Below are 25,902 nucleotides of genomic sequence, written 5' to 3' on the forward strand. Positions count from 1 at the left end.
TTACCCTCGCCTGACCTGGCAAATGAAGCGATGGAAGCAATCGAAGCCATCGGACGACAGGCGTCGTCCGCCACGAAGCCGCGTGAGTCAGCGGTTCACGAAACCCTTGTAGTTCTCCGGCGTCACGAGCTGATAGGGAATCCAGGCCTCGCTCTGCACACTCTTGTCGCCGCCCGCCAGCTTCGCGGCCATGTCCACGGCCGCCTTGCCCTGGCCCTTGCCGTCCTGAAACACGGTCACGGCGAGGTCTCCCTTCGACATCGCAAAGAGCGCGTCCTTCGTCGCATCCACGCCGCCCACCAGCACCGTCTTCGGCGAGACACCGGCCTGGCGCATGGCGATCAGCGCGCCCAGCGCCATCTCGTCGTTATTGGCGGCGATGGCGTCGAACTTCTTGCCCGCGCTCAGCCATTGGCTCATCAGGTTGATGGCCTGGCTGCGATCGAAATTGGCGGTCTGCTCCGCAACCACATGAATGCCGGGGTTCTTCGCCACGATGTCCTTGACGCCGCGAGTGCGGTCGCGCGTGGCGTCGGTCGAGAGCTCGCCGAGCATGAGCGCGATATTGCCGTGACCATTGAGCTTCTTCGCGAGGTACTCCATTTGCAGATGGCCCGCCACGAGGCTATCGGAGCCCACGAAGTACGCGCCGTTGCCAAGTGGTTCGTCGGGCTTGCGGTTGACGTAGACGATGGGGATGCCGGCTTTGCGCGCGGCGTCCGTCATGCGCTTCGTCGCCGATGCGTCGGCGGGGTTCACGATGATCGCGGCCACGTGCTGTGCCACGAACGCTTCAACCTGGCTCACCTGGCGGCCAACGTCGCCCTGCGCGTCTTCGAAGTCGAGGCTCACGTTCTTCGCCTTGCCTTCGGCCGCCATGGACTCGCGCACTGTCGTGAGGAAGTTGTCGTCGAAGTGCGCCATCGAGACGCCTATCGTCGTGCCTGCATAGGCGGCAATGGGAAGGGCTGCCGCGAGCGCGAGCAGGGACCGGCTGAGGAAGTTCATGATTGTCTCCATCCATGTGTTTGCGGCTCTGTTTTTTTGGGCGCACAGAGCCTTTCAGGCCGTGCGGTGCACGGTCTGCCACTGCTTCGTTGCGATTTGTTTTCCGACTCGTCTGCCGACTCGTTTGCCGACTTGCTTGCCGGCCCGGCGCCGCGCCCGGATCGCGCGGCGCGTCCGTGGCCGGGTGCCGGGTATCAGGCGGCCTGGCGCAGGCTCGCCGCTTCGAGGGCCTCGCCGATATAGGCGATGCTTGCGGCAAGGCGCGTCTCGATGTCGGCGGCTTCGGCAATTTCCTCGGCGAACGGCTCGAACGAGGCGTAGCCGCGATAGCCGCGCGCACGCAGCGTCGCGAGCTGGCGCACGTTGCCGAGCCGGTCGTCGCGGCCCACGAGCACGCGATGGCCGTCGCGCATTTCGCCCACGGTCACCGCGCTCGCTTCGACGCCCGAGATGTGCACGAGCCCCGTGAGGTCGGGAAAGAAGATGTCTTCGCCAGACAGGTGATGATGGAACGTGTCGTGCACGAGCCTGAAATGGCGCTCGCCGGCGGCGTCGTAGATGCCCTTCACCGCATCGGACTTGCGGCGCAGCGCGCATTCCTCGAAGCCGAGCGTCTCAACGAGACCGAGCAGGCCGTGGTCGTCCAGGATCGGCTTGAGCTGCGCAAGCGCGTTGACCAGATCGGCGTGACGCTCGCTCGCCGCGCGCTGGTCGAGCATCGAGTTGGTCGGGCACATCACGAGCGCCTTCGCGCCGCAACCCGCCGCGTACTTCGCGAGCGCCAGCGCCTCTTCGCGGCGCGTGGCGTCGAACTGCTCGAAGCGCTGCAGCGCGTTGATCGAGAGTATCGTGAGACCCGCACGCTCGCATGCCTCCTTGATCTGGCCGGCGGGCGTGCCGTCGGTGATCTCTACGCCGGGCAGGTCGTTGCGGATCTCGATGGCGTCGATACCCAGACGCTGGCACAGCGCCACATAGTCCGGGAACTTCAATTTCGGCGCGCTCATTCGGTTGAGGGAAAACTGCACTGCCTCGCTCATCGTTGTCTCCAGTGAATGCAAATCGAAAGTTTTATGTGTGGTCTCCCGACCACTTCCAGCCGTTTGATGACGTCCCGGTTCAGCATGACCTGGCGTTGCCGATGTGAGAAAGGTAAGTGACCCATTGACTCGCCTCAACGAAAAGATTGATGATTTTTCGTCAGCGTGAATACGCGGGAAGCCGCCCGGTCGTGGTGCAATTCGTTCTGCGATTCAAGCTGCCATGCGAGCACGCCAATCGACCATGCCGCGCGCATCGTAATCGACAAAAAATACTGGAGACACTCATGGCCGCAGCCCCCCCACCGCGCCGCAAACGCAGCGCGCGTTTCGTTGAAATTGCCGAAGCCGCGGGCGTCAGTCCCGCGACGGTCGATCGCGTGCTCAACGAGCGCGGCAGTGTGTCCGCGGCCATGCGCGAACGCGTCGTGAAGGCGGCGCAACAGCTCGGCGTGCCGCGCGTCTTGCCGCAAACCAGCCATGGCCTCGTGCACATCGACGTCTTGCTGCCGCAGAACAGCACGCCGTTCTTCCAGCGCCTGACACGCGGGCTCGAACGCTCGATGCAGATGCTCGACCGGCGCATCGTGCTGCATCGCCAGTTCCTTCCTGAAGCCGACGACGACGTGATCACGCGCGCGATACTCCGCCCGAACTACAAGCGCGCCGGGCTGATCGTCACGACGCACGACACGGCGCCGGTGCGCGACGCGCTGCGCACGGTCATCGCGCAAGGCGAGCCCGTGGTCACGATGGTCACCGATATCCCGGAGGTCGAGCGCGTGCATTACGCCGGGATCGACAACGCCAATGCGGGGCGCACCGCGGGCTATTTCGTCGGGCGACTCGCCACGCAGCCAGGCCGCGTCCTGCTGATCTGCTCGCGCAAGGACTATCGCGCGCATATCGAGCGCATCAGCGGCTGCCGCACGCAACTAGCCGAGGCGTTTCCCCATCTCGTCTGCGATGCGGATGCAGTGGAAACGCTCGACGACGTGGACCAGTGCCATCGCGCGGTGCTCAAGGAGCTCAAGCGCGGCGGCGTGGTGGGCATCTACAACAGCGGCTATGCGTCGGAGGGCATCGAGGCGGCGCTACGCAAGGTGGGGGCGGCGGGGAAAGTGGTGTGGGTGGGCCATGAGATGCTCGACCGGCATCGCGAGTACATCGAGCAGGGCACCATGGACATTGCCATCGACCAGGACCCGGACGGGCAAGTGATATCCGCATTGCAGCACGCGCTCAATGCGTGCGGCGTGGTGCAGACGCCCGCGCCGCTCGGGACTGTCGAGTTCCGGATATTCTGCTCGGCGAATGTGAGGCGCAATCCCTATCTTGCCGCCGGGCATTGAGCCGCGCTACGCCGTAGCGGGGTCACGCGCCGTTTGCGCTTCGATCTCGCGCCAGAGCTCGCGTATCCAGGCCTGCATCTGCAGCGACTCGGCCCAGCGGTCGGTGGTGTCGTTGCCATCCGCGCCAATGATCGCGTAGGGCTGCGGGCCCAGCTCGCAGGTGAACGCGAGCGTATCGTTTTCGCCCGCCCGCCGTCGCCACGAGCGAAAGCCATCGCCCCACCAGCCGAGAAACAGATCCACCCACTTGCGGTGCGGTGCAAACGAGAGCTCGATCTGCACCTGCTCGCGGCTCGCCACGCGTCCATGAAACGCCCATGAATGGTCGAGTATGCGATGCATGAGCGCATGATTCTCGTCCGAGACGGGCCATGCGAACTCGCGCCCGACGAGAAAGTGCGAGATGTCGCCCAATAGCCTGAGATCGGGCCGCGCGTCGAGCAAATCGAGCGTGAAATATAGATCCGTCGTCATGCGGTCACGATGCGTCTCGATGTAGACGGGCATATCCACCTGTTCCGCAAGACGGCGCCAGCCGTCGAGCAAGACCAGCGCTTCGCGAACGGTTCGCGGCCGCACGTCGGGTTGCAGATCGACGTGATGCAGGCCGAATTCGGTCGCGAGCTCCAGCACGGGCTGCAGGTCGTCCACGGTCTGCGGAAAGCACTGGCCTTCCGCTGCCAGTCCGTATTCGCGCCGCAACCCGGCCAGACGCTTCACGTCCTCGCGGTTCGTGCAGTGTGCGCTCACGCCGTCGAAGCCGGCCAGCGCGATCATGCGGACGTTCTCTTCGAGCGAGCGCTCGTAGCCATCGGTGTGTCGGCGCTCCATCGCCCAAAGCGACTGGAACACCAGTAGTCGTTGCGCCATCGTGTCTCCGTGTTGCCGCGTCGGCGCCTCACCATGCGGGCGTCGTTCGTGCAGCGAGATGTTTCGCGTTGCCCTGCATTCAGAGCAGGCTTTTTAGCTTGATTTCCGGGTTAGCCAACTGCTCCCCGTCAATTGGCGCGCCGCGCTCGACCAGCATCCGCGCGAGGCGCATTTCTCTCGCGAGTGCGCTCGCGAGGCCAAAGCCGCTCGCACCAACGAGCCGCCCTTCTCCATCCAGATCGAAATGAATCCGGGCACCGCTGTCCAGCGCGCGCACGATCGACCGGCTGCCCAGCACAGGCTCGCCGGCGACCTGCAACTGGTGGTCGTACTGATCGGACCAGAACCACGGCAATTCACCGTACGCGTCGCGCGCGCCGAGCATGTTGCGCGCCGCCACCCTCGCCTGGGTTTCGGCGTTGTGCCAGGTCTCCTGGCGAATGCGATGCGCGCCGAAGCGGCTCGGAAACACCGCGACATCGCCCGCTGCATAAACACCGCGTGCCGAGGTTTCGAGCGTCTCGTCCACGAGAATGCCGCGCTCGACGTCCAGACCCGCTGCACGCGCGAGCTCGTCGGCAGGCTCGATGCCGATGCCGACGATCACGCTATCGGCATGCAGCACGTCGCCGTCATCGAGCGTCACGGCCAGCGTGCCGCGCGTGTCCCCGCCGCGCCGCTCGAACGCGCGCGGCGCAGACCTGAGCCGGATCGTCACGCCATTGCGTGCATGCAAGTCTTGCGCGCTCGCCGCGATCGGGGCGGGCACGGCGCGCCCCAGCAAGCGTGCGCCGCCCTCCACTACGGTGACTTCGCATCCGCGCACGCGCGCCGATGCGGCTACTTCGAGGCCGATAAACCCGCCGCCCACCACCACGACATTCGACCCCGGCGTGAGCCGCTCGCCCAGCGCCGCCGCGTCTTCCAGCGTGCGCAGGCATTGGACGCCCGGCTCGCTTGCGCCCGGAATCGAAAGCCGGCGTACATGGCCGCCCGTCGCGAGCAGCAGCGCCTCGTATTCGATAGTCCGGCCATCGCCCAGATACAGCGTGCGCGCGATGGGATCGAACGATTGCACGGTGGCCACCACGTGCTCGATCGCGTCTTCACGCCATGCCTCGGGCTCGCGCAAGCCGCATTGCGCCGCGGCGCGCTCGCCCGTCAGCAGTCCTTTGGAAAGCGGCGGCCGTTCATAGGGCAGATGAGGCTCCGCGCCAATCAGCGCAATGCCGCCGCGCCAGCCCGCTTCGCGCAGCGTCTGCGCCGCGCGGCCGCCCACATGGCCCGCGCCCACGATCGCCATGACCCTTTGCGTTGCCATGATTTCAGATCTCGATCAGGATGCGCCCGGCCTCGACCCTCGCCGGATACGTCGTGAGCTTTTCGCACACGGGCGCGCACAGCGCGCGGCCATCGCGCACGTCGAAGCGGCCGTTGTGCTTCGGGCATTCGATCGTGTGGCCCATCACCAGACCATCGCACAGGTGCACCTGCTCGTGCGTGCACAGGCCGTCGCTGGCGTAAACGGCGTCGTCCACGCGGTAGATGGCGAAGGTGCGGCCTGCGTGGTCGAAGCGCATGACGTCTTCGTCTTCGATGTCGTCCAGCGCAGCCGCGTCGATCCATTGCGTCATGTCGTGTCTCCTTCAGTTGTGTAGTTGTCCATCAGTGTTCGTTCGCGAGCGTGTCGCCCGCGCTGCGCTCGCGGGTGGCCTCGGGTCGCCTCAGGTTGCATCCGGCACGGGCCGCGTGACATGCCAGGCCGGGTCGCGCGTCTGGCGCACGAGCGCGGGGATGATCTCCGCATAGGCCGCGAGGCTGCTCGAATACGAAGGCGGCATGTCCGTCTTGACGGTCTCGTGCAGGCGCGGCAGCGCATGGAACGGCACCATCGGAAACATGTGGTGCTCGATGTGATAGTTCATGTTCCAGTACAGGAAGCGGAACACCGGATTCATCATCACGGTACGGCAGTTCTTGCGGTGGTCGAGCACGTTTTCCGGCAGGCCCGCATGCTGCGTCAAGCCGAAATAGAGGTAGAGCCAGGCGCCGTAGAGACTCGGCAGGCCGATATAGAGCAGCGGCAGCACCGAATGAAATACGATGCACGCGCCGATCACGGCCATATGGACGAGCAGCGTCAGACGCGCCTCGCGCACCACCTTCGGCCATTCTGACTCGGGCACGAAGGTCTTTTCTTCCGCGCCGATATTGCCGCATGCCGCTGAGACGATCTTCGGCACCTCGGTCGCCACGTGCTTGAGCGCGAAAATATTGAGCAGGAGTGCCACCCAATCGGTAGGCCTCGGCGCGGCGATCTCGGGGTCGCGTCCGACGATGAGCGTGTCGGTATGATGCCGCGCGTGCGTCCAGCGCGTGACCGTGGGACGACGGAACACCTGGAACGAAGCGAGCTGGTAGACCACGCTGTTCATCCAGCGCGTCTTGAACGCCGTGCCGTGGCCGCACTCGTGCCAGCGCGAATCGGCCGGGCTGCAGTAGAGCGTGCCGTACAGGAAAAAGGCGGGAATGGCCCACAGCGAATTTGCGCGCCATGCGAACCACGCGAGCACGCCGCTCGCAACGATCGCCGCATACCAGATCAGCGTGTCGCGGATCGCGCGCGCGTCGCCGCGCTGCATCAGCGCCTTCATCGTGGGGCGCGGCACCGGGCACTTGTACCACTGCGCATTGACGAGTCCGGCGGCGTACGCCCGTTCACCCGCACCGCCGATGAGCCGGTAAGCCTGCCGCCCCGTGACGGCGGACGCCGTACGCGAGCCTGTTTGCGTGTTCGACACCTATGTCTCCTTGATCCGGTTCGCCGCGCCTCGTGCGGCGTGTGACTTTCGCTGGATCAAACATAAGCGCCGGGCCCGCGGCGCTCAACGGAAACATTGATGAAATATCGTCAACGCGGCGGCTCGGGGGGCCTGCTCACGCAGCCGGCAGGCCCTCCTGCCCCGTGCTCAGAACCACTTGCCGTTGATGGCACCCGGCGCGAGCGAAACACCGCGCAGCACCTCGCCGAAGCCAGCATTGCGCAGCGTGACGAAGTGCTCCTGCGTCGCGCCGCTCGCCTGGGTGTTGTGCAACACGTCGCGGATCGCGACGAGGCGGTTCGGGTCCGCGCCCTGGTCGCCGTTGCCGCTCACCGTCGAGGTGATCGCCCAGAGCGTGACCGTGCCGTCGGCATCGACATGCCCGGTGAGATTGCGCAGACCGTCGGTGGCCGGCGCCCACGGCAGGCCCGTCGCGCTATTCGCGCCGCCCGGATAACCCGGCACCGTATAGGGCGTGCCCAGGCCAAGGCCGTTTTGCAGCGTGTAGGCAAGCTTCCACGACTTCGTGCCCGCGTTGTACACCCACTTTTGCAGGCCCGCGGTGGTCTGCGCCGCAGCGTGCGTGTCCAGGTCGGGGCCGCTCGCGTAGCCATCGCCTTCGTCGGCGACATAGAGCGTGTTCGCGTCGGCGAACCAGACGCCGAACGGATAGGCCGTCGTGGTCGCCGTTTTGTTCGGCGTGGTCGGAAAGCCCGCGAGCACGCAGACGTTGCTCGGCAGGCCGCTCGACTGCACCGTCGCCGGGTTATAGGCGAGCGGTTGCGTGGGCAGCTTCGCGCCCGGCGCCGGCACGCCCACGCCCGAGGGGCAGGCCGTGCCCGTCGTATCGACGAAGTACACCGTATTCACGCCATTGCCGCCGCTGCCCTTCGTGAAGTACACGACGTTGTTGAACACGGTGAGGCCGCGGAAGTTGTCGTCCTTGCCCACCTTGTCGGCCTTCGCGCCCAGCTCCGTGACGGAGAAGCTCGCGAGCGGCGCCGGCGTGCCGGGCGTTTGCTGCGCTTCGTGCTCGTGCGTGGCCGTGATGAACTGCGCGCCCGCGCCGAGAATCACGTTCGTGGGCTGCGGGTTCGAGCCGTTGCCCGCGTTGCCGACCGTGTAGTAGAAGCCGTCGCCATTGCCGTTCGCGTTGCTGTTGTTCAGGATCGCGGCGCGGCCGTTGTTGCCGCTATAGGCGTTGGTCTCGGTGAAGCTGAAGTGCCCTTCGCGGTCGACGCGCGCAACGGCGCGGTAGTACGCCACGCCATCCGGATTCGTCGGATCGTTCGCGCCCGGCGTGTTCGAATTCGACACGTCGATGGCGTTGACCGGCGCGACGTAGCCCATGAACGTCAGGTAGCGGCCGTCCGCCGAGAGGTTCAGCGCGAGCTCGGACTTGGAGCTGAAGCTCGTCACGAGCTGGTCGTGACCGTCGCCGGGATGCAGGCTGTTCGGCACTTCGAGCGAGTGGACGACTTCGCCGCCCGGCGTGATGGCGTCGAGGAAGACGCGCGCCGTGAGGCCGAAGCTCGCATCGTAGAGCACGTTGTTCCAGACGTACGGATAGGTGCCGTCGTTGGTGGCGCCGTTGCCGGAAGGGCAGCCGGCCTGCGTGCTTGCGCATTGGGGCGGCAGCACCTCGCCGGTCTGCACGTTGCTGGACAGGTTGTCGTAGACGCTGCGGCTCACGACCAGAAGGCCCGGTCCGCCGAAGGCGGACTGGGCGATGGCGCCGGTGCTGGCGCAGGCAATTGCAAGAGCGAGAAGCGTGGGACGAAATGCGGAACGATCGATTACGATGGCCATCTGTAACGTCTCCGTAAGGAATTGAAAACTTCTTGTTCGGACGAACTCGAGGTCAATCGACGCTACCGTATAGGCACTTCGTGAAGGAATTGTTGCAGGGATGTGGTGAGGCGCGAACTTGAGGCGCAGGCCACTCAGATTCGATTAGTAAACCTGAGTTTATTGGCCGACTCGATCTCCGGATTTTTGTCCGTCGCTCGATCAGTGGAAATCAGGCGATCTCAGCCAGTTCCGGGTTCAACTCGATGTGAAGCATGACGAGCCAGCGCCGTGGGCAGGCATCGGCGATATTGAGTTCGCGGCCACCCGAACCGGACCGCGTCGTCGCAACGTGCCCGTGTTTCTTCGCATTGTCCCATGCCGCGCGCGCATCGCTAACCAGCCAGTTGCTCACGAACACGCAGGTCAAACAGCTAAAGACCAGCGTTTCAATTCCCCCCATGGCTGGATCGATCATTTGACCCACGTACGTAAACACCGCAGTCAGGACCTGGTCGACGCATATCGTGAAGATCACGATCTTCAGCCAGGCACGCGAACGCATCAATGTCTTGAGACGCGCACGTTCCGCTTCGCTCAATGCATCGGGATTGTTGGCGTCTCGCTCAGGTTCGTGCATGCCGTTGCCCCTCACGCGGCAAAGCGCACAAAGCGCGAACGCGGCAGAGCGATCTGGTGCGTCCACGCCGCCAGCGTCCGGGCCACGACGGGAGCCTTGCTGAGAATCGCGCTGTCGTAGACCTTGCCGGGAAATCGCAGCGTGTCGACAATGCGATAGCCCTGCGAACGATAAAAGGCCACGAGATGCGCAGCAGGATAAGGCGTATCGAGCGCGAGCTCCGCATAGCCGCGAGTCGCGGCCCAGTGCTCGGCGAAAGCCAGTAGCGACTTGCCGATGCCGCGGTTTTGCCAGCAAGGATCGATCGCCAGTTGACGAACCGAAGCAATGTCGCGCTGTCGATAATGCTCGCAGCGCGACTCCGCCTCGCGCGCATACAGTGTCATCGTGCCGATCAGCTTGCCGTTGGCCACGACGACAAAGCAGTCGCCAGCCTGTGCGCGGCGTTGCGTGAGCGCTGCGTCCTGGTCCACGCACGTGCAGTTCAGGCCCATCATCCCGAGACGCGCGAAAGCGCGATGCAGCAGCACCGTGAGCGCCTCATAGGAGTCGAGCAATGGGTCAAAGCGTCTTAGCACGACATTGCCCACACCACGCCCAGTCTGCCGGTGCACCTTATGCCCGGACCGCGACAGATTTCGCTTCGACATGACCACTCCCTTGCATCGTCGTTTATTCAAGTCTAGGGACGGCCAAGATACGCAGCAAGCAAAAATGTCGTAAAGAATCGCGCGACACGGGTTGTCATGCTTTCCTCGTATTCAACGGCCACCGACCCTCATCGTCATGCCGGCGCCCCATACCGGCGGCGCAACTCGAGATTGACCTGCAGCACGTTGACGAACGGCTCGCCCACCAGCCCGTTGAGCGGCGCCTGCGTCGCATCGTGCAAGATCCCCTCGATCTCGGTGCGAACCTGCGCGGGATCGCGCTTCGTGTCCTTCGCCCACGCCGCCGCGACACGGTCCAGCTGGAACATTGCATTCGCGAGCGTGATGTCCGGGTCGAGACCCGAAGCCGAAGTGGTCACGAAATCGCCCGGCACGTTTTGCAGCGCGACGTCGGGATGGTCCTGGCGCCACATGTCGAAGAACATCGACTGGATATCGCTGCCCGTGCTCACCGGCTCGATCGTGGTCACGTCCTTGCCGCTGCTGTCCTTGTGCGTGACCGCCGAGGGGAACTTGCCCGGATGCTCCGTCGAGAACGACGCGAAGAACGGCACTGCGAGATCGGCCGCCTTGGGCTGCGGCGTGCCGGGGTTCGCGGCAATCCATTGCTTCACGTCGTTCGAGTGCTGCTTCACCCATGCGTCGACATAGGCCGCATGCGTCGGATCGGCGGTGACCCAGGCCTGCGCGAGGCTATTGTGCGCGTTGGCCCATTGCGCAACGATGTGCGGCTGGCCGCCGAAGCGGTCCGCCTGGAACCAGGCCTCGACATCGGGCGCGACGGGCTTGCCCGCCTTCGGGCCATCGGCATATTGCGCGATCGGACCGATGGCGCGCGCGACGCGGTCGCGCAACGCGTAGTTCGCGGCGCCCAGCCCCGACGACCCCGACGACGTGGCGTCGTACGCCACCGCAGACGGCCGTGGCTGGAAGTACTCGTCCTTCGTGAACGGCTGCGCGATCAGGAGCGAGCCCACGGGCTTGCCGTCGGGGCCCTTGACCACGCTGCCATTGGCCTGGAACGGAAAGGCGGTCTGGCCGATGACCCACAGGATGCCCGGGTAGATGCCGCACACGAGGACGACGGCAAGACCCAGCAGCCAGAGACTCTTTGAAATGTGGCGTAGCATGACTTTCCCCTTGGCATCAGGCAACGAGGTGCAGCGCGGTCATCACGACGTCGATCAGCTTGATGCCCGCAAACGGCACGATCACGCCGCCCAGGCCCCAGATCAGCAGATTGCGGCGCAGCAGTGCATCGGCGCCGAGCGCGCGATAGCGCACGCCCTTGAGCGCGACCGGAATCAGCAGCGGAATGATCAGCGCGTTGAAGATCACCGCGGACAAGATCGCCGACGTAGGCGAATGCAGATGCATCACGTCCATCGCGCCGAGCCACGGCAACGTGCCCGCGAACAGCGCCGGCACGATGGCGAAGTACTTGGCCACATCGTTGGCGATCGAGAACGTCGTCAATGCGCCGCGCGTCATCAGCAACTGCTTGCCGATCTCCACGACCTCGATCAGCTTGGTCGGGTCGCTGTCGAGGTCGACCATGTTGCCGGCCTCCTTCGCGGCCTGCGTGCCCGAGTTCATCGCGAGGCCCACGTCGGCCTGCGCGAGCGCGGGCGCGTCGTTGGTGCCGTCGCCCATCATCGCGACCAGCTTGCCCTCGGCCTGCTCGGCGCGCAGATAGACGAGCTTGGCCTCCGGCGTCGCTTCCGCGATGAAGTGATCCACGCCGGCGAGCCGCGCGATCGTCGCGGCGGTCAGCGCGTTGTCGCCCGTGACCATGACCGTGTAGAGCCCCATCGCGCGCAGCCGCTGGATACGGTCGCGGATGCCGGGCTTCAGGATGTCTTCGAGCAGCACGACGCCCGCGATCTCGTTGCCGTTGGCCACGGCGATCGGCGTCGCGCCCTGCGCGCCCGCCTGCTTGAGGATGGCTTCGAGCCCGTACGGCACCTCGCCGCCGCGCTCGTGCACCCACGCGATCACCGCGTCGGGCGCGCCCTTGCGGATCGAGCGGCCGTCCGCGAGATCGACGCCGCTCATGCGCGTTTGCGCCGAGAACGGAATCACCCGGGTATTGGTGTCCGTCATGGCACCGGGAATGCCATGGCTCGCATGGCCGGCATAGGGCGCGAGCGGGGAGCCGCCGGCAGCGGCAATGCTCTTGCCTTCGGGCGTGATGTCGCCGAACGAGGCCATCGCGGCGAGACGCTTGAGCTCGCTTTCGTCGGCGGTGCCCACCGGCATGAACGCCGTGGCGCGGCGGTTGCCCATGGTGATCGTGCCGGTCTTGTCGAGCACGACGGTGTCGATGTCGCCCGCCACCTCCACGGCCTTGCCGCTCTTGGCGATGATGTTCGCGCGCAGCGCGCGGTCCATGCCCGCAATGCCGATCGCCGCGAGCAGCGCGCCGATCGTGGTCGGGATCAGGCACACGAGCAGCGCCACGAGCGTGGGCACGTCGGTGCCCAGGCTATGCAGCGGCTCGGAGAGGCCCAGATAGCCCGTCATGTACTGCTCGGCGTTGAACGCCATCGGCCACAGCGGCACGACCACGATCAGGAAGATCAGCGTGAACGCGGAGAGCACGAGCGTCAGCGCGATCTCGTTGGGCGTGCGCTGGCGCACCGCGCCTTCCACGAGCGCGATCATGCGGTCGAGAAAGGTCTCGCCGGGATCGGCCGAGATGCGCACCGTGATCTCGTCGGAGAGCACCGTGGTGCCGCCCGTGACGCCGGAGCGGTCGCCGCCCGCGTCGCGAATGACCGGCGCGGACTCGCCCGTGATCGCCGATTCATCGACCGAGGCCGTGCCTTCGATCACCTCGCCGTCGCCCGGGATGACTTCGCCGGAGCGCACGACCACGAGATCGCCGCGATGCAGGCTCACCGACGACACGGTCTCGAACGTGCCGTCACTGCGCACGCGGCTCGCTGACGTATCGCGCCGCGCGCGCTTGAGCGTGTCGGCCTGCGCCTTGCCGCGCTCCTCCGCGATCGCGGTCGCGAAGTTCGCGAACACCACGGTCAGGAACAGCCAGGCGTCGAGCGCGATGAAGTACGTGAGCGGTGCGGCGCTATGGGCGATGCCGAAGGCGATCTCGAGGATGAACACAAAGGTCAGCACGGCGCCGATTTCGACGACGAACATCACCGGGTTCTTCCACTGGATGTCCGGCCGCAGCGAGACAATCGACTGCCTTAGCGCGAGACGCACCAGTTCGCGGTCAAAAAGCTGGTCACGATGCCCGTGGTGCGGCGGCTGAGGACCGCTCGAAACCGGTTTTACCGCATCGGGAACGGCATGAGTGGAGTTCATGTTTCGCCATCCTGAATACGTTGTCTATAACGGAAATGGTTTTGTCCTGCTTCGTCATCCACCGAACGGTAGCGGTCCCAGATGGTCCGCCAGCGGCCCGAGCGCGGCGACCGGCAAGAACAGCAGCGCCCCCACGATCATGATCGTCCCGAGCAGCAGGAAGCCGAACGTGGCCGTGTTGTCGCGCATCGTGCCGAGGGTGACCGGCGCCATCTTCTTGCGGCCGAGGAACGCGGCCATGGCGATTGGCGCCACGATCGGCAGATAGCGCGAGAACAGCATCACGAGGCCCGTTGCGGTATCCCACTGCACGGCGGTGGGCGCGGGGTTCGGGTTCGCATTCAGGCCGTAGGTGGTCGAGAGTCCGTCGAACGCCGAGCCGTTATTGGCGGACGCAGACGAGAACTGATAGACGATCTCGCTGAAGCCATGCGCGCCCGGATTCGCCTCGGCCTTCGTGCCCCAGTCGGTGGCGGAGAACAGGCCCGTCGGCCCCAGAATCAGGATCGGGTGCACGAGCAGCGCGATCATCGCCAGCTTCATCTCGCGCGCGCCCACCTTGCGGCCCAGATACTCGGGCGTGCGCCCGACCATCTGGCCAGCGAGGAACACGCCGACAATGAGGAACAGCAGCAGGTTGATCATGCCGACGCCCTTGCCGCCGAACACGCAGTTCAGCCACATGCCGATCATCGGCGAAAGGCCCGCGATCGGGTTCAGGCTGTCGTGCTCGGCGTTGACCGCGCCGCAGGTCACGTCGGTGGTGATCGCGGCGAAGGTGGCGCCGGCCGAGGTGCCGAAGCGCAGCTCCTTGCCTTCCAGATTGCCCAGGTGCTGATCGACGGGCAGCGCGGCCACGGCAGGGCTCGTCACCTCATGCTGCGTACCCGCGAGCGCATAGGTGCGCGCCGGATGCGCGGTGAACGCGGGATTGGGCTGCAGCGTGTCCCAATACACGGCCCAGACGATGAGCCCGATCATCATCGAGAGCATCACGCTATAGATCACGACCGCGTGCCGCATGCGCCCGAGCATGCGCCCGTACATCAGCACCAGCGAGAACGGGAAGATCATCATGGCGAGCGTCGTGACGAGATTCGAGAGCGCCGTGGGGTTCTCGTAGGGCTGCGCGCTGTTCATGCCGTAAAAGCCACCACCGTTGGTGCCGAGCATCTTGATCGGAATGACGGCGGCGACCGGGCCGATGATCAGTGTTTGCTGCTTGGCCTGGCCGTGGTCGTCGGTACCCATCGCGGCGGGCTCGAGCGTCGTCACCTGCACGTCGCTCGCGTAGGTCATCGGCATGCCTTCGTGAATGAAGATCGTGCCCACCACGAGCGCGATCGGCACGAACATGTACACGACCACCCGCCACATGTCGACGAAGAAGTTGCCGATCAGCTGCTGGCCGCGCAGCGCGCGGATGATCGCGCTCAGCGCGCACACGCCCACCGCCGCCGAAAGAAACATGTTCGGCAGGATGAAGAAGATCTGGCTGAAGTTGGAGAGGTGCTGATCGCCCGAGTAGTGCTGCAGGTTCGTGTTGGTCATGAACGAGATGACCGTGTTGAAGATCGTCGAAGGCGCCAGCATGCCGCGGCCGAGCGGGTTCAGCGGCATGAGCGGCTGCAGCGAGAGCACCACGAAGCCGAAAATGAACAGCGCCACGTTGAAGACGAGCAGCGCGACGGTGTACTGCTTCCAGTCCTGCTGGCCGCTGTCGAGGCGTGACTCGAACCAGCGCAGCAGGCGCGGCGCGTGCAAATGGTCATCCATGATCCCGGCCATGTAGCGGCTGAGCGGAATCGATATGGCAATCGCGATGACGAGAATGATGATCGGCAAGGTCCACATGGACAGCCCCTTTCAAGCCGGAAAAGGCAATCGATTGAGAATGTGCGCCGTAGCGGCGTTCGCGCGCGCGAGGCGCGTCAGAACCATTCGGGGCGGATCAGCGCCACGAACAGATACACGAACGTCAGGGCGGATATCGCAGCGGCAAGCCAGGCCATGACGTTCTCCTTATATACGCTCGCAGGCATCGACAAACAGCAGGCACAGGATGAGACTCACCAGCCCGAGCCCGAACAAGGCCGGCAACCAGACGACGAGGTTCATTGCGCATCCCCAAATAAGAATGTTTCGGCAAGACGCTGCCGCTGCGCGTGAGTGCGCAGTGTGCCCCCGCGTTTTGCGGGGTGCTTAAGGTATAGGAGGCTCCGGATAAAAATTCCGTAAATCCGGAAGGGGTTTGTGCATAGGCGGGATATACGACGCGACGTTGACCAAAAATTGATACGGGAGCCCGGGAGCATTTCATTGAATTGACACACTGCCCACGCACGGCCCGCTGTTCGTCAGTCTGCTGATCGGCACGGTGGTGCTGATCACCTCCATCACCTGTCTGCCTGCGCTCGCGCTCGGCCCGAGCGTCGAACACCGCTGTCGATGAGAAAAACAAGTCGTTCCGGAAGAAAAGCGAATGGCGACGACCTAGACTTGTAGATACCGAGTCGCCCAGCTCTCCACTGCTTTGGCATCGTGATTCGGTCTGCACAACCAGGCTTTTTCGACGGACTCAGCCCTTGCAGGAGAACTTCCATGAAGACCCTGATAATATTGGTATGCGCATTGCTCAGCGCCCATGCGTATGCGGAATGCGCGACGAACGCCCGTGGCGAGACGGCCTGCGGCAACGGTCAGACCGCTGGAGGCTATAACCGCAATACCGGCACGGCCTGGACATCCCAGGTGAACCAGAATGGCGTGCGCACGACCCAGACGAACCGGGGCGGCGAAGCCAGGACGATGAATGGCAAAGGCGTGGTCAAGGGGCCCGGCGGCACCACGTGTTATCGAAGCGCCAACAGTCACGGCTGCAATTGACGGCGCGCGCCGCCGCCCCATTGCCGCTCGATCAACACGTGCGAAGCCGGCACGCAAGACACCAAGGACACCACGGAGCCGCGCCCGCGCAGGTCAGCGCGGCAAGTCCGCCTGGATGGCCGCCGCAATATCGCGGCTCACCGAGGCCAGCGCCCGATCGTGCGCGGCCACGAGCGCGTCGTAGCCCTGCCCTTGCACCGGCTCGTGCGCGGAGGTATGGCCGAGGATCGGCTTCGTGTCCTTCGGCGGCCAGATCGTCCACTGCGCGTCGACGCTCGCCGTCTCCCCCACCACCGAATCGAAGCGCATCACATCGACACGTACGCGCCACACCGGCGGCCCGCTGGGGTCGGCACCAAAGATGCTCACGTGCTCGGAGCCGAGCAGCGCCGCGAGGTCGCCGGCGATCGTGCGCTGGATGCCGCTTTTCAGCGGGTCGGCCCAGCGCTGAAATTCATTGGGCGACACCTGGTTGCCGGCCAGCGTCACGACGATCTGCGGCCGGTCGACCAGCTCCGGAATGGTCACAGGGCTCACCACGACATACAGCGGCGCAGCGGGGCCCTGGGTCGTGAGCGTCGCGTCCGGCTTCAGGCGATAGAAGCTGGCGGTTGGCGAACTACTGCAGCCGCCAGCCAGGCCGGCGATCAGCACGACAGCGGAGAACAGGAAGGTGCGCTTCACGGCTGGGTCTCCTGCGACTTTCCGCGAATCAACGCTTCCGGATGCCGCTCCAGATAATCAGCAAGGGTGCGGAAGGACGCGGCCGTGCGCGCCAGCTCCTGCATCGCGTCCGCGGTGTTCTGCTGCAGCGCCGAGTTCGGCTGCAGCGCGTTGGTGGCGGCGCCGAGCGCCGCGTGCGCCGCCACCAGCGTGTCCTGCGCCTCCGGGACGATCTCGGTATCGAGATGATTGAGCAGCGTGTTGGCGCTCGCGAGCGTCTGCTGCGTGTTCTTGCCGATCGACTCGAACGGAATCTTGTTCAGCTTCGCCACGAGTTGCGCAACATCGTCCTGCAACCGTTGCAGGTTGCCGGGGATCGCGGGCAGCGCCGGCGGCGAGGAGTCCCAGTCGACCATGGCCTTCGGCGCGTCGGGGAAGAAGTCGACGGCCAGGTACAGTTGCCCGGTCAGCAGGTTGCCGGTTCTCAGCTGCACGCGCAGTCCCTTCGCGACGAGGCTGTCTGCAAGCGCGTGGGGCTGGTCGGTCAAACGGCCATTCGGGTTGGCCGCCGTACGGTCCCGGTAGCGGGACGTGAAGAGTGCCGGATAGAGATTGAATTCCACCGGAATGCTGAATTTTTCCAGCTTCGGATCGAAGCGCGTATAGATTGCCGTCACTTCTCCGATCACGATGCCGCGGAAATCGACGGGTGCGCCCACCGTCAGGCCTCGCACCGATTCATTGAAGTTGGCCATGTACTTGACGACGATGCGGTGATGCGGCTTCATCGCCTCGGTCCGGTCCGGGAACAGCGTGAACGTCGTGCCGTTCGTGGCGACGGTCTTGTCGAGTCCGTCGGGCGGCGCTTCGAATGCCACGCCGCCGATCATGATCGACACCAGCGACTGCGTGTTGACCTGAATGCCATTGGAGCCCACCGTCACGTCGACGCCGCTCGCGTGCCAGAAGCGCGTGTCCGCCTGCACGAACTTGTCGTACGGTGCGTTGATGAACACGCGCAGCGTCACGCCGCCGCCGTCGGGATCGAGCTTGTAGCCCGAGACCTGCCCGACCTGCAGACGGCGGAAGTACACCGGCGAGCCGATGTCGAGCGAGCCCATGTCCGCGCTCTTGAGGACGAATTCGCGGCCGGGCACGTCGCTCGCGATCACGGGCGGCACTTCGAGGCCGACGAAGTCGCGCCGCTCGGCCTTCGCGTTGCCGACGTCCATGCCGAGGTACGAGCCGGACAGCAGCGTGCCGATCCCCGACACCGTCCCGCCTGAAATGCGCGGACGCACGACCCAGAAGCGCGTGTTGTCGACCAGCATGTCGGTCGCGTCCTTGTTGATGTCGGCGGTCGCGACCACGCGCATGTGGTCGGGCGTGAGCGTCACCGACTTGACGATGCCGATATCGACGTTCTTGAATTTGATCCTGGTCTTGCCCGCCTCGAGCCCTTCGGCCGTCGAAAAGCTGATGGTGATCGTCGGCCCCTTTTCGATGACCGCCTTGAGCGCGAGCGAGCCGCCAATCAAGACCGCGAGGATCGGCACGAACCAGATGAGCTGCAGGCGCCAGCGCGAGCGCGGCACCGCCTCGGCGTCGGGGAAATCAGGCTTGGGGTCCTGTGCTGGCATGATCTTGCTCCGCTTCGTCCCACATCAGACGTGGGTCAAACTCCATCGCCGCGAACATCGTGAGCACCACCACCGCCCCAAAGGCGATCGCCGCGTTGCCGGCCTGGATCGTTGCGAGCGCCTGAAACTGCACCAGCGCGACAAGCATCGTGATCACGTAGATGTCGAGCATCGACCAGCGCCCGACGAACTCGACGATCCGGTAGATCCGCGTGCGCTCGACGGGGTACCACTGCGAGTGCATCTGCGTCGAAAGCGCGAGGTAGCAGAGCGCGAGAATCTTCAGCATCGGCACCGCAATGCTCGCGACGAACACGACGATCGCGAGCGGCCATGAGCCCGATGTCCAGAGGTAGACGACGCCGGAGAGGATCGTGTCGTTCTCGGCGCCGAACAGCGAGCTCGTGTACATCACCGGCAGCATGTTCGCCGGGATGTACATCACCATCGCGGCAATCAGCAGCGCCCAGGTGCGCGACAGGCTCGCGGGCTTGCGCAGGTGCAGCGCCGCGCCACAGCGCGGGCAATGGTGCCCATGCTGCCGCGCGCTCGCGAGCAGTCCGCAGTCGTGGCACAGCGCGAGGCCGCATTGCGCGGCGGTAATCGTGCCTTGCGGCAACGGCTCGTCGAGCGCGGGCGGCCCGCCCTTGTGCTCCACCGCGGCCACGCGCAACCACAGGATGTGCGTATCGAAGGCGGCCGCAGCCGCTGCGAGGACCAGCATCAGCGCGCCGAACGACCAGAGCGCGGGGCCGACCACCACGCCCGCGATCTTCGAAAGCTTCACGAGCGCGACCAGCAAGCCGAGGATCAGGACTTCGGTCATCCCCCACGGCTGGCACAGATGGTACAAGCGGAACACCCATGGCCCACCCCATGGCACGCGCTCGTACTTCAACGGCAGCAGAATCCACAACATGCCCGTGGTCTGCAGAATCGGCATGAGCACCGTAGTCGCGAACACGAGGCTCGCGAGCGGCCACTTGCCGTCCCGATACAGCACCCGCACCGCGCCCATCAACGTCGTCTCGACGACCGTGCCGTTGACCGACAGTCCCACGATCGGATACACGTTCGAGATGACGAACAGCACGACCGCGGCAAGCGACAGCGCGAGCGCGCGTTCGAGGCTGTCCGGGAGGTTCCGGTAGAACTCGGCGTGGCAGCGGCGGCAGCGCAGCACCCCACCCTCCGGCACGGGCACCTCACGCTGCAGGAGGTCGCATTCGTGGCATGCAATGAGCTTGCCCGCTGTCATTGCGGCACCTGCGCGGCGGGCTGTGACGCGGCCGGTTGCGCAGCCTGCGCCTGACCGGGCGCCGGCGCGGGCACGCTCATGCGCTCCGCCTCAACGACCCAGCCGCCGCCCATCGCCATGTAGAGGCTGACGAGGGTCGTGAGCGTCGCGGCCTGCGTCTGCGTGAATTGAAGCTCCGCGCTGAACAGATTGCGCTCGGCGTCGAGCACCTCCAGGTAGCTCGTGTAGCCCCCCTCGTAACGCAGCCGCGCGAGCCGCAGATAAGTGCGCAGCGAGTCGACCTGGCGGCTCTGGATCGCCACTTGCTCGCGCGACTTCTGCACCGCGATCAGCGCGTCGTCGACCTGCTGGAACGCCACCTGGATCGCGTTTTCATACGCAAACAACGCCTCTTGCTGGCGCGCGTCGGCCTGCTTGTTCTGGCCGTAGATGTTGCCGCCCGTGAAGATCGGCAGCGTTGCCGAGCCGGCAAACGACCATACCCGCGCGGGTCCGGTGAAGAGGTTCGAGAACTGCGTGCTGACCGAGCCAAACAGCCCCGTGAGCGAGATCTGCGGGAAATACAAGGCCCGCGCCGCGCCGATCAGCGCGTTTTGCGCGACCAGGTTCTGCTCGGCCTGCAACAGGTCGGGCCGGCGATCGAGCAGGTCCGATGGCATGCCCGCGGGCACGTCGGGCGTGGCGAGGTCCGCGAGCGCGCGGCCGCGCAGGATCGGCTCCGGATTGCTGCCGAGCAGCACCGAGAGCGCATCTTCCTGCTGTGCGATCTGCTGCTCGAGTTGCGGGATGGTCGCCGCCGTGGCCTCATAGTCGGACTCGCTCTGTGCGAGCTCCATCTCCGAAGTCTGGCCGAACTGCCGGCGCAGCGTGAACACGTGCACGGAATCGGCGCGGCTCACCAGCGTGCTCTGGGCAATCTCGAGCTGCGCGTCGAGGCTGCGCAGCGTGATATACGACGTCGCGACCGACGAGACGAGGGTGAGGATCGTCGCGCGGCGGCTCTGCTCGGCCGCGTTCACATTCGCACGCGCCGCCTCCGTCTCGCGCCGCACCTGGCCGAACAGATCGATATTCCAGAAGGCCGAGAGGCTCGGCTGGAACTCGTTGAACACCGGCGAGACGCCGGCCGGTATCGGCGTCGGCCCATCCTGCGAGGCGCGCTGGCGCGACGCGCCGAAGCCGACGCTCGCCTGCGGGAACAACGCCGAACGTGTGCTCACGAACTGGCCCAGGAACTCGTCGACGCGCGCGGTCGCCTGCTTCACGTTGAGGTTGTTCGCGAGCGCGGTCTTCACGAGGTCGTTGAGCACCGGGTCCTGGAACTGCTTCCACCAGGTGGTGTTGGCGACATCCGCCGCGTTCGCGTACGGGAAGCGGTAGGTGTCGGGCACGGCCACCTTCGGCCGCTCGTAGTTGGGGCCGAGCAGGCAGCCGTGCAGCAACCCTAGGACGAGGAGCGGCGCAGCGATGCGCGCGAAGGCGGCGGGACGCATGTCAGTCATCCTCATGCCGCGCGGACGGCGTGACATGCGGCGAGCCCGAGCCGCCCGGGGCCGCCGGTGGGGTCCCGCTGCCCGACTCGGGGTTTGACTTGCCACCGCCCTTGCGCGAGCCGAGCGACTCGATCCCCCAGTAGAACATCGGGATGAAGAACACGGCGATCGCGGTTGCACCCAGCATCCCGCCGATCACGCCCGTGCCGATCGAGTGGCGGCTGTTCTGCGAGGCGCCCAGCGCAATGGCGAGCGGCACACAGCCCAGGATGAACGCGAGCGAGGTCATCACGATCGGCCGCAGACGCTCTTCGGCGGCAACGAGCGCCGCGTCGTATGGCGACTTGCCCTCCTCCCGGTTCAGCACCGCGAACTCGAAGATCAGGATCGCGTTCTTCGCGGCGAGCGCGATCAGCATCGTCAGGCCGATCTGGAAGTAAACGTCGTTGTTCAGGCCGCGCAGCAGGATCGCGAGCAGCGCGCCGAACAGCGCGAACGGCACCGCCATCAGCACGCCGAACGGCAGCGACCACTTTTCGTATTGCGCGGCGAGGATCAGGAACACCATGATGATCCCGAACACGAACACGAGGCCGCCGGCCGAGCCCGACTTGATCTCCTCGAATGCCTCGCCGCTCCAGCCGACGGCGTAGCCCGGCGGCATCTGCGCGGCGAGCTCCTGCAAGGTCGAGATCACCTGGCCCGAACTGTAGCCCGGCGCTGCGTTCGCGGTGATCTTCACGGCCGGGAAGTTGTTGAAGCGCGTGATCAGGTCGGGGCCCGTGACGTACTTGTAGGTCATCACCGCCTTGATCGGCACCATGTTGTTGGTCCGGCTGCGCACATAGATCTGGTCGAGGTCGGCCGGCGTGAGCCGGTAGCGCGGATCGGCCTGCACGATCACCTGCCAGAGCCGCGCGTCCTTGTTGAACTGCGAGACGTAGAGCGAGCCGAACATCGTCTGCATCGCGCTGTACACCTCTTCGACCGGCACGCCGAGCGTCTCGGCCTGATCCCGGTCCACGTTCACCAGCAGTTGCTGCGAAGCCGCGTTGAAGGTCGAGGTCACGCCGGCGAGTTCGGGCCGCGCCTTCGCCTTGACCACGAAGTCCTGCACAACGGCCGCGAGCTGCTGGATCGATCCATCCCCCTGGCTTTCGATCCACATCTCCGTGCCGCCCGTCGTGCCAAGGCCCGGAATGGAGGGCGGGTTCACGGGCACGACGATGCCCTCCTGGACCTTCGATAGCGTCTCATAGGCCTTGATCAGCACCGCGCGCGCGTTTTGCTCCTTGATGTTGGAGAATTTGTAGCGCTCGTCGAAACCCTTCAGGCCGACGAAGAACGTGCCCGCATTGTTCTTGTTCTGGCTGTCGAGCAGGCTGTAGCCATTCACGATCGTGACGCTGCTCACCGCGGGCTGCTTCATGAAGTAGTCGGTGACCTTGTCTCCCACGTCCGCGGTCCGGTCGAGGCTGGCTGCGTCCGGCATGATGATCGCGCCGAGCAGGTAGCCCTGGTCCTCGGGCGGCAGGAAGCCGCCCGGAATCGTCTTCGCCATCAGGACCGCGAGCACGATCACGCCCGCGAAAACGATGAGGCCCATCACGTAGCGCCGGATCACGAACTGCACGGCGCGCCCGTAGCTGGCCGTCATGCGCGCGAACTGGTTGTCGAACCACTTGAAAAAGGCTTTCTTTTCGTGATGCGTTTCCTTGAGCAGGATCGCGGCCAACGCCGGCGACAACGTCAACGCGACGATGCCCGAGAACACCACGGAGATCGCGATCGTGATGGCGAACTGCTTGTATAGCTGCCCGGTGATCCCGCCGAGGAACGCCACCGGCACGAACACCGCGCACATCACGAGCACAATGGCGACCACCGGGCCCGACACCTCGTCCATCGCGCGCTTGGCCGCGTCTTTCGGGCTCAGCTTGTGGACGGTCATGTTGCGCTCGACGTTCTCGATCACGACGATCGCATCGTCCACGACGATGCCAATCGCGAGCACCATCCCGAACAGCGTCAGCATGTTGATCGAGAAGCCCAGCTCGGCCATGCCCATCGCCGTGCCGACGATCGACACGGGCACCGCCATCACCGGGATCAGCGTCGCGCGCAGGCTTTGCAGGAACACGTACACGACGATCACCACCAGCACGAGCGCCTCGAAGAACGTGTGGATCACGTCGGCGATCGACGCGCGCGTGAAGTCCGTCGTGTCCATCGCGATCTGATAGTCGAGCCCTTCAGGGAACGCCGTCTTCAGTTGATCGAGCGTCGCGCGCACCTGCTTCGAGACGTCGAGCGCGTTCGCGCCCGGCTGCTGGTAGACCGCGATGATCGTGGCCGGCTTGCCCTGGTAAGTGGTGCGGTTCGAATAGCTCTTCTGGCCCAGCTCGGCCCGGCCGATGTCTTTCAGGCGGACGATCGCCGCACCGTTGCTGGCCGCCCGGATGATGATGTTGTCAAACTCTTCCGCTGTCGCGAGCCGCCCCGTTGTCGTCACCGCGAACGATTGCTCGACCGGGCTGCCGGTCGGCGACTGGCCCACGGTGCCCACGGCGAACTGCTGGTTCTGCGCGCGCACCGCGTTCTGCACGTCGCCCGCAGTAATGCCGAGCTGCGCCATGCGGTCCGGCTTCAGCCAGATCCGCATCGCGTAATCAGGTGTGCCGAAGATCGCCGACTGGTTCGCGCCCGGTATTCGCTTGAGCGTATCGAGCACATAGACGTTCGCATAGTTCGCGATATAGGTCGGGTCGAAGCGCTGGTCGGGCGAGTAGATCGCGATCACCATCATGAAGGCGTTCGACTTCTTCTGGACCTGGACGCCCTGCGACTGCACCTGCTGCGGCAGTTGCGGCAGCGCCAGGTTCACGCGGTTCTGCACGTCGACCTGGGCGAGCTCCGGATTCGTGCCGATCTCGAAGAAGACGTTCAGCGTCAGGTTGCCGGTCGACGAGCTGGACGAATACATGTAGATCATGTTGTCCGCGCCGTTGACCTGCTCCTCGAGCGGCGCGGCCACATTGTTCGCGACGACGTCCGCGCTCGCGCCCGGGTAAGTGGCCGAAACCGTGATCTGCGGCGGCGTGACGTCCGGGTACTGCGCGATCGGCAGCGAGAACATCGTCAGCGCGCCACCCAGCGTGATGACGATCGAAATGACGGACGCGAAGATCGGCCGGTCGATGCAGAAGTGGGAGATGTTCATCGGATCCGCCCTTACTGCGACGCGCCGCTGGCCGCGCCCTGCGTCATTGGGCGGGCGCCCTCGGGCACCTCTGGCGCCGAAGCGCCGCCTTTCTCGACGACGGTCTTGCCGCCGGTTTGCGTCGAAGCGACCGTGCCGGCGATCTTGAGCGCCACATCGGGCACGACGCGGATCGCGCCGTCCACGACGATGCGCTCGCCGGCCTTCAGGCCATCGGAGATGAACCAGTTGTCGCCGTTCCAGTCGCCGACCTCGACGACGCGCTGATGGGCCTTCGACTCGTTGTCGACCACCCATACAAAGTGGCTCTTCGCGCCCTGCAGCACCGCGCGCTGCGGCACGAGGATCGCATTGGGCCGCACCGCGCCCGACACGCGCGCGCGCACGAACTGCCCTGGCCGCAGCGTGCCTTTCGGGTTGGCGAGGACGGCCCGCACGAGGAAGGTCCCGGTCTCGGTGCTAAACGCCGGGTTCGCGAAGCTGATGGTGCCGTGCTGCGGAAATTCTTTGCCGTTGGCCAGTTCGACCGACACGACGAACTTGCTATCCGCCGGAAAGATCAATTTGCCCGCCGAGATCTGGTCCTGAAAGTGCAGCATTTCGTTTTCCGAAATACTGAAGTTCACCCACATCGGGTCGAGTTGATAGACGTACGTGAGCAGGCCCGATGCGTTCGCGATCAGATAGCTGCCGTCCTGCTGCCGCGCATAGCTCGCGAGACCGTTCAGCGGCGACTTGATCGTCGTGTAGCCGAGGTTGATCTGCGCCGTGTCGACCTGCCCTTGCGCCGAAATCACCGCGGCTTGCGCCTGCTTCTCGTTGCCGATCGCATCGTCGAGGTCCTTCTGGCTCAATGCCTGCTGTGCGGCGAGCGGCTTGACCCGCGCGAGGTTCTGCTGCGCCACCGTGAGCCGAGCCTGCTGTTGCGCGAGCTGACCGCGCGCCGTCTGCAGCGCGGCCTCGAACGGCTTCGGGTCCATCTGGAACATCGTCTGACCGGCCTTCACCTCCTCGCCTTCGGTGTACATCCGCTTGTCGAGGAAGCCGTCCACGCGCGCGCGAATCTCGACTTCGCGCGAGCTCTGCGTCTGCGCCGTGAACTCGAGATCGACGGGCGTGTCCTGGGCGACGACCGTCATCACCGTCACCTCTGGCGCGCCGAGCGCCGGAGGGCCCGACGCCTTCTTGCAGCCCGCGAACAACGCCATCGCCACGACGACG

Annotated in this window: 21 protein-coding genes and 1 pseudogene; 3 read left to right on the top strand and 19 right to left on the bottom strand. The window is 65.3% G+C overall.

Going from position 1 to position 25,902, the window contains the following annotated elements:
• Positions 1 to 87 precede the first annotated feature (87 nt).
• Both BO1_RS28400 and BO1_RS28405 read right to left on the bottom strand, forming a co-directional pair.
• Positions 88 to 1,008, bottom strand: coding sequence for a sugar ABC transporter substrate-binding protein (locus tag BO1_RS28400; RefSeq protein ID WP_028220454.1), 921 nt, complete (start codon positions 1,006 to 1,008; stop codon positions 88 to 90).
• A 194-nt stretch (positions 1,009 to 1,202) separates the two neighbouring features.
• Positions 1,203 to 2,048 (bottom strand): TIM barrel protein, encoded by an 846-nt coding sequence (locus tag BO1_RS28405; protein WP_028220455.1) that lies wholly within the window; start codon positions 2,046 to 2,048, stop codon positions 1,203 to 1,205.
• A 287-nt stretch (positions 2,049 to 2,335) separates the two neighbouring features.
• Between BO1_RS28405 and BO1_RS28415 the strand changes: the two genes are divergently transcribed.
• Positions 2,336 to 3,400, top strand: a complete 1,065-nt coding sequence (locus BO1_RS28415; protein ID WP_028220456.1) for a LacI family DNA-binding transcriptional regulator — start codon at positions 2,336 to 2,338, stop codon at positions 3,398 to 3,400.
• Between the two features lie 6 nt (positions 3,401 to 3,406).
• On the opposite strand, the gene BO1_RS28420 is transcribed toward BO1_RS28415, so the two are convergent.
• The 11 genes from BO1_RS28420 to kdpF all read right to left on the bottom strand — a co-directional run bounded on the left by BO1_RS28420 (position 3,407) and on the right by kdpF (position 15,563).
• The gene (locus BO1_RS28420; RefSeq protein ID WP_028220457.1) at positions 3,407 to 4,270 is read right to left on the bottom strand and encodes a sugar phosphate isomerase/epimerase family protein; all 864 of its coding nucleotides are present in this window, start codon (positions 4,268 to 4,270) and stop codon (positions 3,407 to 3,409) included.
• A 79-nt stretch (positions 4,271 to 4,349) separates the two neighbouring features.
• Positions 4,350 to 5,591 carry an NAD(P)/FAD-dependent oxidoreductase gene (locus BO1_RS28425; protein ID WP_028220458.1) on the bottom strand — a complete coding sequence of 414 codons (1,242 nt, stop codon included), beginning with the start codon at positions 5,589 to 5,591 and terminating at the stop codon, positions 4,350 to 4,352.
• A gap of 4 nt (positions 5,592 to 5,595) precedes the next feature.
• Positions 5,596 to 5,904, bottom strand: a complete 309-nt coding sequence (locus BO1_RS28430; protein WP_028220459.1) for a MocE family 2Fe-2S type ferredoxin — start codon at positions 5,902 to 5,904, stop codon at positions 5,596 to 5,598.
• Positions 5,905 to 5,994: 90 nt separating this feature from the next.
• Entirely contained in the window at positions 5,995 to 7,071 is a 1,077-nt protein-coding gene (locus BO1_RS28435; protein ID WP_028220460.1) for a fatty acid desaturase family protein, read from the bottom strand.
• 168 nt (positions 7,072 to 7,239) lie between these two features.
• A complete protein-coding gene (locus BO1_RS53070; protein WP_043286896.1) occupies positions 7,240 to 8,901 on the bottom strand; it encodes a hypothetical protein in 1,662 nt (553 codons plus the stop codon).
• Positions 8,902 to 9,112: 211 nt separating this feature from the next.
• Positions 9,113 to 9,520: a hypothetical protein gene (locus tag BO1_RS53075; protein WP_052409623.1), complete on the bottom strand. Its 408-nt coding sequence runs from the start codon at positions 9,518 to 9,520 to the stop codon at positions 9,113 to 9,115.
• An 11-nt stretch (positions 9,521 to 9,531) separates the two neighbouring features.
• Entirely contained in the window at positions 9,532 to 10,170 is a 639-nt protein-coding gene (locus tag BO1_RS28450) for a GNAT family N-acetyltransferase (protein WP_028220462.1), read from the bottom strand.
• Positions 10,171 to 10,304: 134 nt separating this feature from the next.
• A complete protein-coding gene (locus tag BO1_RS58010) occupies positions 10,305 to 11,321 on the bottom strand; it encodes a potassium-transporting ATPase subunit C (RefSeq protein WP_028220463.1) in 1,017 nt (338 codons plus the stop codon).
• A gap of 16 nt (positions 11,322 to 11,337) precedes the next feature.
• Positions 11,338 to 13,521: a potassium-transporting ATPase subunit KdpB gene (gene kdpB / locus BO1_RS28460; protein WP_028220464.1), complete on the bottom strand. Its 2,184-nt coding sequence runs from the start codon at positions 13,519 to 13,521 to the stop codon at positions 11,338 to 11,340.
• Between the two features lie 54 nt (positions 13,522 to 13,575).
• Positions 13,576 to 15,375 carry a potassium-transporting ATPase subunit KdpA gene (gene kdpA / locus BO1_RS28465; RefSeq protein WP_028220465.1) on the bottom strand — a complete coding sequence of 600 codons (1,800 nt, stop codon included), beginning with the start codon at positions 15,373 to 15,375 and terminating at the stop codon, positions 13,576 to 13,578.
• Between the two features lie 77 nt (positions 15,376 to 15,452).
• Complete coding sequence (kdpF, locus tag BO1_RS62095) at positions 15,453 to 15,563, bottom strand: K(+)-transporting ATPase subunit F (RefSeq protein ID WP_084688243.1); 111 nt, start codon at positions 15,561 to 15,563, stop codon at positions 15,453 to 15,455.
• Positions 15,564 to 15,850: 287 nt separating this feature from the next.
• Between kdpF and BO1_RS59480 the strand changes: the two are divergent.
• Both BO1_RS59480 and BO1_RS28480 read left to right on the top strand, forming a co-directional pair.
• A pseudogene (locus BO1_RS59480) lies at positions 15,851 to 15,973 on the top strand (potassium-transporting ATPase subunit KdpA); the annotation flags it as partial.
• A gap of 149 nt (positions 15,974 to 16,122) precedes the next feature.
• Positions 16,123 to 16,407 carry a hypothetical protein gene (locus BO1_RS28480; protein ID WP_028220466.1) on the top strand — a complete coding sequence of 95 codons (285 nt, stop codon included), beginning with the start codon at positions 16,123 to 16,125 and terminating at the stop codon, positions 16,405 to 16,407.
• A gap of 93 nt (positions 16,408 to 16,500) precedes the next feature.
• Here BO1_RS28480 and BO1_RS53090 read toward each other — a convergent pair whose 3' ends face one another.
• Genes BO1_RS53090 through BO1_RS53095 form a run of 6 tightly spaced genes read right to left on the bottom strand, consistent with a single transcriptional unit; the run spans position 16,501 to position 25,889 of the window.
• A complete protein-coding gene (locus tag BO1_RS53090; RefSeq protein ID WP_043286900.1) occupies positions 16,501 to 17,091 on the bottom strand; it encodes a PqiC family protein in 591 nt (196 codons plus the stop codon).
• A complete protein-coding gene (locus tag BO1_RS28490; protein WP_028220467.1) occupies positions 17,088 to 18,710 on the bottom strand; it encodes a PqiB family protein in 1,623 nt (540 codons plus the stop codon). Before BO1_RS28490 ends, BO1_RS53090 begins: the two co-directional genes overlap by 4 nt.
• Positions 18,685 to 19,968, bottom strand: a complete 1,284-nt coding sequence (locus BO1_RS28495; RefSeq protein WP_028220468.1) for a paraquat-inducible protein A — start codon at positions 19,966 to 19,968, stop codon at positions 18,685 to 18,687. The genes BO1_RS28490 and BO1_RS28495 overlap by 26 nt, the downstream gene beginning before the upstream one ends.
• Positions 19,965 to 21,461, bottom strand: a complete 1,497-nt coding sequence (locus BO1_RS28500) for an efflux transporter outer membrane subunit (protein WP_028220469.1) — start codon at positions 21,459 to 21,461, stop codon at positions 19,965 to 19,967. Before BO1_RS28500 ends, BO1_RS28495 begins: the two co-directional genes overlap by 4 nt.
• Position 21,462: 1 nt before the next feature.
• Complete coding sequence (locus tag BO1_RS28505) at positions 21,463 to 24,681, bottom strand: efflux RND transporter permease subunit (protein WP_028220470.1); 3,219 nt, start codon at positions 24,679 to 24,681, stop codon at positions 21,463 to 21,465.
• 11 nt (positions 24,682 to 24,692) lie between these two features.
• Positions 24,693 to 25,889, bottom strand: coding sequence for an efflux RND transporter periplasmic adaptor subunit (locus BO1_RS53095; RefSeq protein WP_043286903.1), 1,197 nt, complete (start codon positions 25,887 to 25,889; stop codon positions 24,693 to 24,695).
• Positions 25,890 to 25,902: the final 13 nt, after the last annotated feature.

The sequence above is a fragment of the Paraburkholderia oxyphila NBRC 105797 genome (assembly GCF_000685075.1).
In the GTDB taxonomy this organism is placed as follows: Bacteria; Pseudomonadota; Gammaproteobacteria; order Burkholderiales; family Burkholderiaceae; genus Paraburkholderia; species Paraburkholderia oxyphila.